Genomic DNA, 9,705 nt, shown 5'->3' with positions numbered 1-9,705 from the left:
GCAGGACAGTTGGACGCCGTCCAACCGTCGACCAAGGCGAGGCCCTATGCGACATCCCCGTGGCAACCAAAACGGCAGCCGCCGTACTGCCGTCTTCATGACGGAACCTGACCGTGCGCAAGCATGCGACGCCCTGTTTCCCAGTGCGGGAGGCGCTTCCTGTGGGAGGGACTTCAGTCCCGACGCGACGGCAGTCGAACGCCTATCCAGCCATCCAACCAGGCAACGCCTCGCGCGTGCCCGCGCCGCACGCAACACGACAGCCCTGTGCCACCGTCTCGATAGCTGAACGCGGCGGTACACCTCGGCGGCCGTCGTAGACAAATGCCGGGCGCCGCCGCGCCGCCCAATCGTTCGTCGCACAGGCCGCAAGCCGCTCCGTACGTATCTTTGGCGCGTTGGCGACACCGTCGATGCCGCACCGGCACGCCGGGCACCACGCCAGCCTTGGGCCATAATCGCGGCGACTCACTCCAGGTACGCCGCACCCGATGAAGATCCCCCCGAGCCTGCAGCCGCTGATCGACGATGGCGTCATCGACGGCGTGCTGCGCCCGCTCAAGAGCGGCAAGGAGGCTGCGGTCTACGTAGTCCAGGCCGGCGACGACGTGCTCTGCGCCAAGGTCTACAAGGACATGGCGCAGCGCAGCTTCCAGGCCCGCGTGCAGTACCAGGAAGGGCGCAAGGTGCGCGGCAGCCGCCAGGCGCGGGCGATCGGCAAGGCCAGCAAGTTCGGCCGCCGCGAGCAGGAAGCCGCGTGGAAGGACACCGAGGCCAACACCCTGTACCAGCTGATGGACGCCGGCGTGCACGTGCCGCAGCCGCGCGGCTACTTCCACGGCGTGCTGCTGATGGACCTGGTCACCGATGCCGACGGGCAGAGCGCGCCACGCCTGGGCGAGGTGGAACTGGAACCGGAGCAGGCGCGCGCCTTCCACACGCAGCTGGTCGGCGACGTGGTGAAGATGCTGTGCCTGGGCCTGGTCCATGGCGACCTGTCCGAATACAACGTGCTGGTCGCCGCCGACGGCCCGGTGGTGATCGACTTCCCGCAGGTGGTCAGCGCCGCCGGCAACAACGCCGCCCGCAGCATGCTGCTGCGCGACGTGCACAACCTGCGCGACTGCCTGGGCCGCTTCGCGCCCGAGCTCAACGCCACCCACTACGGCGAGGAGATGTGGGCGCTGTACGAGAAGGGCACGTTGCGCCCGGACAGCGTGCTCACCGGCCGCTTCACCTTCGACACCCGTCGCGCCGACGTGCGCGCGGTGCGCGCCTCGATCGAGGACGCGCGGCAGGAAGCCATCATCCGCCAGCAGGGCCGCGAAGCCGCCGCGCAGGACGACTGAGCCGCGTTCCGGCACGCGGCGCGCAAGTCCATGCTGCGCCGCAATGTGGCGGCACCGCGTGCGCGCCCGTCGCCAGCGCGTGCTCCAAGCTGCGCAATGCCTCGCCGCGCCTGGATTGCACGCGCATCCGCGCCATGACGATCGGCCGCCTGCCGCTGACCCGTCGGCTACCGCGCATCGGCGTTCCGGTTCGCTTATTTGCGGAAATGGTTATCGAGAATAACAATCCGCCCGACGCCGCTTGCGCAGCCGCCCCGGGAGGGCCACCCATGTATTTCGATCCAGACGTCGTGCGTTTCTTCGCCCAGGCCCAGCAGTCCGGGCAGCCGCCGATGGAGGAACTGCCCTTGCCCCAGGCGCGGGCGATGATGCGCGGCGTCGCCGCGCAATTCGGTTTCCCACGCGTGGAGATGGCCGAGGTCCGCGACCTGCAGGCGCCGGGTCCGGCCGCGCCGATTCCGCTGCGCCTGTACCGCCCGCACGGCCTCGACGCTAGCCCGGCGCCGACCTGCCTCTACGCGCACGGTGGCGGTGGCGTGGTCGGCGACCTCGATTCGCACGACGACGTGTGCCGGCAACTGGCCGCACGCGCCGGCTGCCAGGTGCTGGCGGTGGACTACCGGCTGGCGCCCGAACATCCTGCGCCGGCTGGCATCGAGGACGTGATCGCGGTGGTGCACTGGCTGGCCGCACACCCGGCCGAGGTCGGCGCCGATCCGCAGCGCCTGGCCATCGCCGGCGACAGCATGGGCGGCGCCCTGGCGGCGAGCGCCGCACTGGCCGCACGCGATGCCGGCATCGCCCTGCGCTGCCAGATCTTGATCTATCCGCTGACCGACGTACGCCCGGACAATCCCTTTCCCTCGCGCGTGCACAACGCCGGCATCCCGCCGCTGACCGAAGCGGCGATGCGCTACTTCGACCGCCAGCTGCTGCCGGACCCGTCGCTGGCATCGGACTGGCGCATCTCCCCGGTGGTGGCGCCGGACGTGGCCGGCGTCGCCCCGGCGCTGGTGGTGCTCGCCGACCGCGACGCGCTGCACGACGAAGGCCTGCACTACGCGCAGCGCCTGCGCGAGGCGGGTGTGGAAACCCTGGTGCGCGTCCACCCCGGCATGATCCACGGCTTCATCAACATGGGCAGGGTGATGCGCGTGGCCGGCGAAACCCTGGACCTGGCCGCGCTGCTGCTGCGCCAGCGGCTGCTGCCGGTGGCCACGCAGGAGTGAGTGCAACCGCAGTGGGTACCCCCTCCCGGCAATCGCCACCGGCGCTGGCACGCGCTGCTTCGTCTGGAACCATGTGCCAGTCGCGCGGATGCGTCGGCTTCCGTAGTCAAAGCCCCTCTCCCCCCGGGAGAGGGGTTGGGGTGAGGGTCCGGGAGCGCAGCGCCGCCTCCGGACCTTAGTGCACCATCCGTACCCTCATCCGCCCCTTCGGGGCACCTTCTCCGGAGGGGAGAAGGGAAAAACAAAGGAGCGGCTTCAGCCGCGACGGGGCATTGCCGACACGCCCAGGTCGCGGCTGAAGCCGCTCCTGCGTGGGGGTGCTGCGCGCGATGCGCGTTCGCGACCGATCACGCCACCCGGCTGCGCCGCGCCCGCTCCAGGTGCACCAGCAGCAGCGAGATCGCCGCCGGGGTCATGCCGGGGATGCGCTGCGCCTGGCCCACGGTCTGCGGGCGCACGCGCTCGAGCTTCTGCTGCACTTCGGCCGACAGGCCGCGCACCTGCGCGTAGTCGAACGCGGCCGGGATCGGGGTGTCCTCGTGGCGCTGCTGGCGGGCGATCTCGTCGCGCTGGCGGTCCAGGTAGCCGGCGTACTTGATGCCGATCTCCACCTGTTCGGCCACCTGCGCGTCGGCTACGCCCGGGCCCAGCGACGGCACCCGCATCAGTGCGGCGTAGTCCAGCTCCGGGCGCTTGATCAGGTCCAGCACGGTGGTCTCGCGGCTCACCGCCACGCCCAGCGTCGCCGCGACCTCGCGGCCCAGCGCGTTGCCCGGCGTCGCCCACAGCGCACGCAGGCGCTCGTTCTCGCGCGCCACCGCCTCCTGCTTGGCCTGAAAGCGCGCCCAGCGCGTTTCGTCGACGATGCCCAACTCGTGGCCGATGCCGGTCAGGCGCGCGTCGGCGTTGTCCTCGCGCAGTTGCAGCCGGTATTCGGCGCGGCTGGTGAACATCCGGTACGGCTCGCTGGTGCCGTGGGTGATCAGGTCGTCGATCAGCACGCCGATGTAGGCCTGGTCGCGGCGCGGCGACCACGGTTCCAGGCCGCGCACCTGACGCGCGGCGTTGAGGCCGGCGATCAGGCCCTGCGCGGCGGCTTCCTCGTAGCCGGTGGTGCCGTTGATCTGGCCGGCGAAGAACAGCCCGGGCATGGCCTTGGTCTCCAGCGAGGCCTTGAGCCCGCGCGGGTCGAAGAAGTCGTACTCGATGGCGTAGCCGGGGCGGGTGATGTGCGCGCGCTCGAAGCCGCGGATCGAGCGCACCAGCTCCAGCTGCACGTCGAACGGCAGCGAGGTGGAGATGCCGTTGGGGTAGATCTCGACCACGTCCAGGCCTTCCGGCTCGACGAAGATCTGGTGGCTGGCCTTCTCGGCGAAGCGCACCACCTTGTCCTCGATCGAGGGGCAGTAGCGCGGGCCGATGCCCTCGATCTGGCCGGTGTACAGCGGCGAGCGGTCCAGCGCGCCGCGGATGATGGCGTGGGTGCGCTCGGTGGTGTGGGTGATCCAGCACGAGACCTGGCGCGGATGCTGCGCCACCTCGCCCAGGAACGACATCACCGGCAGCGGATCGTCGCCGGGCTGTTCCTCCATCGCCGCATAGTCCAGGCTGCGCCCGTCGATGCGCGGCGGGGTGCCGGTCTTGAGCCGGTCCACGCCGAAGCGGCCGTCGCGCAGCGCCTGCGCCAGCGCGGTGGCCGGCGGATCGCCGGCGCGGCCGCCGGCGTACTGGGTCTGGCCGATGTGGATCTTGCCGGCCAGGAAGGTGCCGGCGGTCAGCACCACCGCCGCGGCCTCGAAGCGCAGCCCGGTCTGGGTCAGCACGCCGCGCACGCGCTCGCCGTCCATCACCAGGTCGTCCACCGCGGCCTGGAACACGGTCAGGTTCGGCTGCGCCTCGACCAGGCGCCGGATCGCGCTGCGGTACAGGCTGCGGTCGGCCTGGCAGCGGGTCGCGCGCACCGCCGGGCCCTTGGAGGCATTGAGGGTCCGCCACTGGATGCCGGCCAGATCCGCGGCGTGGGCCATCGCCCCGCCCAGCGCGTCGATCTCCTTGACCAGGTGGCCCTTGCCGATGCCACCGATCGCCGGGTTGCAGCTCATCGCCCCCACCGTCTCCACGTTGTGGGTCAGCAGCAGGGTGCGCGCGCCGGCACGCGCGGACGCCAGCGCCGCCTCGGTGCCGGCATGGCCGCCGCCGATCACGATCACGTCATGGCGGTAGAAGGAATCGCTCATCGGGGTCTCGTCGGCCGGCGCGGGGCCGGCGGCAGGGGGCGACACGGGACGTCGCCCAGGGTGTGAACAGGAATTTTAGCGGTTGCATCACAAATTGCGGATCCGGGCCTCAAGTTGGCACGCAATCTGCAGATATTCCCACTGCACCCAACGTGGCAATGCGTCAGGGGCGTATGACTGGAATTGGAACAGGGGCCAGTCACGCGCACGTTGGGGGAGCTGGGGGCCGGTAGTCGGGGGACTACCGGCCCTTTTTTATGCCCGTTTTTCGCCGGTCGCCGGCGCCACGCCAGCAATGGCAAGGCCCCAACGCGAAAAGCCCCGGCGGACCGGGGCTTTTCGTTGTGAGGCGCCGACGCCCGACAGGGCCGGAACAGGGGGGATCCAGATTTCCCTGTCGGACATCGACATAGACGGTGGGGTCGACCCCTTCGGGTCATAAAGCGACGCAGGCGGTCACCCCGTAGGACGTAGAGTGCGTGCTGGGACAGGCGAACGCAAGCCCTTTCTTAGGGTTCGAGTGTGCGACGTGTCCCATTGCTGCGACCCATATTGCCGGGGCGCGGCGCCGGCGGGCGCTGCATGCCCTCGGGCCGCTGCATCGCCGGCCGGGCCGGCTGCATCGATTGCGGCCGCGGTGCCGAATTGAGCGCGTCCGGACGGCGCAGGCGGTCCATGTCGCGCCAAGGCGTCGGTACCCGACCCCCCACGCTGGGCGGCGGCGGCGGCGGCGGCGGCGAGCCGCCGTCGTCCGGCCGCGGACGCGGTGGCGGGCGGTGGCGCGGGCCATCGTAGCCACGGTAGTAGTAATACGGCACGCCGTACCCGTAGTAGCCGTAATAGGACGGGCCGTAGCCGTAGTAGGGCACCGCGCCGTAGGGCGAGTAGTACTCGGAGTAGCCGGCCGGGTAGCGGTATTCGACCGACGGGGCGCCACGGTAGTAGCCACCCTCGCCGCCTCCGGCGTAATCGTAGGTGGCGCAGCCGCCCAGTGCGGCCAGCAGTCCAGCGGCGCAGATCAGGCGCAGTTTCATGGCGTTTGCCCTCCAGCAGGCTGGCTGACAGGTTCGGTCCGTGGCATTGAATCCCCCCTTAACTTCATCGGCTGCACTTGAACGCTTAAGTTGCGCGCAACGACGGCGAACCGGCGCGGGTCGCGGGCGCTGCACGTTGGCGACGATACGCTACCCTTTCGCGCATGGTCTCACGTTTTCTGCCCGAGTTCGGCGACGTCCTGGCGGCCGCCGCACGCATTGCCGCGCACGCGCGGCCAACCCCGGTGCTGCGTTCGCGGGCGCTGGATGCCGCCACCGGCGCGCAGCTGTACTTCAAGGCCGAACACCTGCAGCGCGGTGGCGCGTTCAAGTTCCGCGGTGCCTGCAACGCGGTGTGGGCGCTGGACCCGGCGCAGGCGGCCTGCGGGGTGGTCACCCATTCCTCCGGCAACCATGGCGCGGCGCTGGCCCTGGCCGCGCGCACCCGCGGCATCGGCTGCCATGTGGTGGTGCCGGAGGGGGCGGTCGCCGTCAAGCTCGCCAACATCGCCCGCCACGGCGCCACGCTGTGGCGTTGCGCGCCGAGCATCGCCGCGCGCGAGGCGCTGTGCGCCCAGGTGCAGCGCGATACCGGCGCGACCCTGGTGCATCCCTATGCCGATCCGGCGGTGATCGCCGGGCAGGGCACCGCGGCGCTGGAACTGTTGGACGCCAGCGGCGGGCTGGACCTGCTGGTGGTGCCGGTCGGTGGCGGCGGCCTGGCCGCGGGCAGCCGCCTGGCGCTGTCGGCGCGGGCGCCGCAGGCGCAGTTGCTGCTGGCCGAGCCGGCCGGCGCCGCCGACACCGCGCGCTCGCTGGCGGCCGGCGAGCGCCGCCTGGACATGGTCCCGGACACGCTCTGCGACGGCCTGCGCGGCACCCTCGGCGAACCCAACTTCGCCCTGCTGCACGGCCACGCCGAGGTGCTGGTGGTGGAGGACGCGGCGACCGTGGCGGCGATGCGGCTGCTGTGGCAGGTGCTCAAGCAGGTGGTGGAGCCGTCCTCGGCGATCGCCCTGGCGGCGGTGCTGGCACAGCCGGCGCGTTTCGCCGGGCGCCGGGTCGGGGTGATCCTGTCCGGCGGCAACGTCGACCTGGACGCCTTGCCATGGGGCGCGGCATGAGCGCGCGGGGCGGCTTCCGCTGGCTGCGCTGGCTGGTGCGCCTGGCGGCGCTGCTGGGGCTGTGGCTGCTGGGCGTGGCGATCTACATCGTCTGGGTCGGCGACCGCGACCAGGCGGCGCCGGCCGACGCGATCATCGTGCTCGGCGCCGCGGCCTACGACGCCAAGCCGTCGCCGGTGTTCGAGGAGCGCATCCGCCACGGCCTGGACCTGTACCAGCGCGGCTACGCGCCGACCCTGATCTTCACCGGCGGCTTCGGCAACGGCGCGCGCTTCGCCGAGTCGCAGGTGGCCCGGCGCTACGCGCTGCGCCACGACGTGCCGGCCGACGCGATCCTGATCGAGACGGTGTCGCGCACCACCCGGCAGAACCTGATCGAGGCGCGGCGGCTGATGCGCGAACACGGCCTGCACCGGGTGATCGTGGTCAGCGATCCGCTGCACATGGCACGGGCGCTGCGGCTGTGCCAGGAACTGCAGATCGACGCCCTGGCGTCGTCGACCCCGAGCAGCCGTTTCCGCAGCTTCCAGACCCGCTGGCGCTTCCTGCTGCAGGAGCTGTACTTCTTCCATCGCGACCTGGTGGTCCCCGGCGCCTGAACCTGCGGGGTGCGGTACGCAACGGCGCATTCCCTGGCGCCGGCCGCTGCCGAGCGCACCCGGATCAATCGCCACCGCAACGGTCGCGTACACGAGGTGATGGCGAGGCCGGCGCGCGGCCCATGCGGGCCGCGCACGTCATGCAGCCGCGCCATGGCCTGCATCTGGCCGGGCGCGATCACGGCCGTGCAAGGGCGCACATCGCGGAGCAGGGCCGCTGTGCGTCTCGGCGGACGAGCAGGGATCCCGGCGGAGATCGAGGGTGAATCCGTCGAACCAGCGGCGATGCCGGGTCGAGGCCGCTGCAGGCGACGACGCTACAACAGCGCTTTCGTCACGACCTGACGGTCATCGGCGTGCAGGCGCTTCGTTGGATCGCGGTCGTCGCACGCGCGCGGTTCCTGCATGTCTTGGCGTTGCGCGCGCCGACCCGCGGATGCGAGCCAGCTCGCTCACCATGCCGGGTCGACGTACTGGACGACCAGGGCGTTGGCGATGCTCTCGGTTTCAGCGTCGATGATGCCGCTGGTCTTGCGTGGCCTGAAGTGCATCTGGAACGCGGCGACGATGCGTTGCAGTTTTCCGCTCCAACGCCCGTCGACACTCACCTCGTTGTACCCATAACGCTTGAGCGCCCGCTGCAGCGCGAGTACATCGCCGGGCGCATTGGGATCGCGCCCGGCCAGGTAGCGGCGCACGTTCGCCTGGTCCGGCCATGCGCCGATGCCGTGCCGGGCGAGCATTTCCCAGGGGAACAGCGGACCTGGATCGTACTTGCGCAGGGGCGCCACGTCGCTGTGGCCGAGCACGTTCTGCGGTGCGATGCCATAGCGGGTGATGAGGTCGTTGAGCAGCGGCACCAGCGCGGCGACTTGCTCCGGCGCGAAGGCGTACCACTGCCGATTGCCGGCCTTGCCCTGTGCAAAGCCGAGATTGACGATCTCCACACCGATGGACGTATCGTTCAGATTGCTGCGGCCATTCCAGGCGCTCACGCCAGCGTGCCACGCCCGTTTCTGTTCGGCCACCAGTTGCAGGACGACCGGCTTTCCATCCACCAGCGCCGGGCGCGCCGGCACCAGGTAATGGGCGCTGACATCCGGGCCTGACAGCACCTTCAGTGAACGGGCGTCATTGAGCGCGGTGTAATGCAGGACGATGAAACGGACGCGTTCGTTTTGCGCCAGGGAGGGCGTTTGCACCGATACGTCGTAACTGCCGCGGTCCAGGAGTGTCGGGGGCGATGGTGCCGCAGTGGCTGGAGTCTGGGGCGGTGAGCGGACAGACGAGCAGCCAGCGAGCAGCAGCGACAGCGACAGCGACAGGACCACAGTGCGAGACATGCACACTCCTCCGATTGGTTGCGCAGCGCCGGGTGTGTCGACTGCGAGGGATGTGCAAGCGAGTTTGCCGTCGCATCGGAGGCGCTCCCATGGGGCGGCGCCCAAAACAGGCGCGCACTGCGCGGCTGATGGAGCGCGCCCACGCAGCGCGCGCGCAGCCTTGGTGCCCCCCCCGTGGCAGTGCCGTCCCGAGTCGCGAAAGATCGCGGGCCTGGCGCGCTGTGTCCGACCCCGTTGGCGCTTGCGGCTGCAGAAGGTCCAGTGCCTCCATCGCCGCCGCCGGTGGCTGCCCGCCGCAGGGCTGTGCCGCGCCGTATGATGGGCCTTTCCACGGCCCGAGGGAGGCAGCCATGAGCAACCACGGAGTTCCTGCGCAGGACCAGGCCATCGCCCTGGTGCAGGCCTATTACGCCGCGTTCAACCGCGGCGACTGGGACGGCATGCTGGGCATGCTCACCGACGATGTCGCCCACGATCTCAACCAGGGCGCGCGCGAGACCGGCAAGGAGGTCTTCGCCGCCTTCCTGCAGCGCATGAACGCCAGCTACCGCGAGCAGTTGCACGATATCGTGGTGCTGGCCGCGCAGGACGGCGGCCGTGCCGCCGCCGAGTACGTGGTGCATGGCGAATACCACCACACCGACACCGGCCTGCCGGAGGCGCGCGGCCAGCGCTACGTGCTGCCGGGCGGGGCGTTCTTCGACATCCGCGACGGCAGGATCGCCCGGGTGAGCAACTACTACAACCTGGAAGACTGGATCGCGCAGGTCTCCGCCTGAGCCACGCGCCG

8 protein-coding genes are annotated in these 9,705 nt (G+C 70.7%); 5 read left to right on the top strand and 3 right to left on the bottom strand.

Annotated elements, in window-relative coordinates; all coding sequences use genetic code 11:
• Positions 1-491: 491 nt before the first annotated feature.
• Both SLW56_RS20270 and SLW56_RS20265 read left to right on the top strand, forming a co-directional pair.
• Positions 492-1,349, top strand: a complete 858-nt coding sequence (locus SLW56_RS20270) for a PA4780 family RIO1-like protein kinase (RefSeq protein WP_267085560.1) — start codon at positions 492-494, stop codon at positions 1,347-1,349.
• A 269-nt stretch (positions 1,350-1,618) separates the two neighbouring features.
• Entirely contained in the window at positions 1,619-2,578 is a 960-nt protein-coding gene (locus SLW56_RS20265; RefSeq protein ID WP_267085561.1) for an alpha/beta hydrolase, read from the top strand.
• Positions 2,579-2,925: 347 nt separating this feature from the next.
• On the opposite strand, the gene mnmG is transcribed toward SLW56_RS20265, so the two are convergent.
• Both mnmG and SLW56_RS20255 read right to left on the bottom strand, forming a co-directional pair.
• The gene (gene mnmG / locus SLW56_RS20260; RefSeq protein WP_267085562.1) at positions 2,926-4,815 is read right to left on the bottom strand and encodes a tRNA uridine-5-carboxymethylaminomethyl(34) synthesis enzyme MnmG; all 1,890 of its coding nucleotides are present in this window, start codon (positions 4,813-4,815) and stop codon (positions 2,926-2,928) included.
• Positions 4,816-5,324: 509 nt separating this feature from the next.
• Entirely contained in the window at positions 5,325-5,849 is a 525-nt protein-coding gene (locus SLW56_RS20255; RefSeq protein WP_320695382.1) for a hypothetical protein, read from the bottom strand.
• Between the two features lie 164 nt (positions 5,850-6,013).
• On the opposite strand from SLW56_RS20255, the gene SLW56_RS20250 reads away from it, so the two are divergent.
• Positions 6,014-6,973: a pyridoxal-phosphate dependent enzyme gene (locus SLW56_RS20250; RefSeq protein WP_267097730.1), complete on the top strand. Its 960-nt coding sequence runs from the start codon at positions 6,014-6,016 to the stop codon at positions 6,971-6,973.
• The gene (locus SLW56_RS20245; protein WP_017916239.1) at positions 6,958-7,572 is read left to right on the top strand and encodes a YdcF family protein; all 615 of its coding nucleotides are present in this window, start codon (positions 6,958-6,960) and stop codon (positions 7,570-7,572) included. Before SLW56_RS20250 ends, SLW56_RS20245 begins: the two co-directional genes overlap by 16 nt.
• Positions 7,573-8,024: 452 nt before the next feature.
• Here SLW56_RS20245 and SLW56_RS20240 read toward each other — a convergent pair whose 3' ends face one another.
• Positions 8,025-8,915 (bottom strand): N-acetylmuramoyl-L-alanine amidase, encoded by an 891-nt coding sequence (locus SLW56_RS20240; protein WP_043094302.1) that lies wholly within the window; start codon positions 8,913-8,915, stop codon positions 8,025-8,027.
• 350 nt (positions 8,916-9,265) lie between these two features.
• Here SLW56_RS20240 and SLW56_RS20235 point away from each other — a divergent pair, with 350 nt between their 5' ends.
• Positions 9,266-9,694 carry a ketosteroid isomerase-related protein gene (locus SLW56_RS20235; protein WP_267086883.1) on the top strand — a complete coding sequence of 143 codons (429 nt, stop codon included), beginning with the start codon at positions 9,266-9,268 and terminating at the stop codon, positions 9,692-9,694.
• Positions 9,695-9,705 lie beyond the last annotated feature (11 nt).

Origin of the sequence: Xanthomonas sp. LF07-6 (genome assembly GCF_034105445.1) — a bacterium.
GTDB classification, from domain to species: Bacteria; Pseudomonadota; Gammaproteobacteria; order Xanthomonadales; family Xanthomonadaceae; genus Xanthomonas_A; species Xanthomonas_A sontii.
The sequence above is the reverse complement of the archived record's forward strand: the minus strand, read 5'-3'. Positions and strand labels throughout refer to the sequence as shown.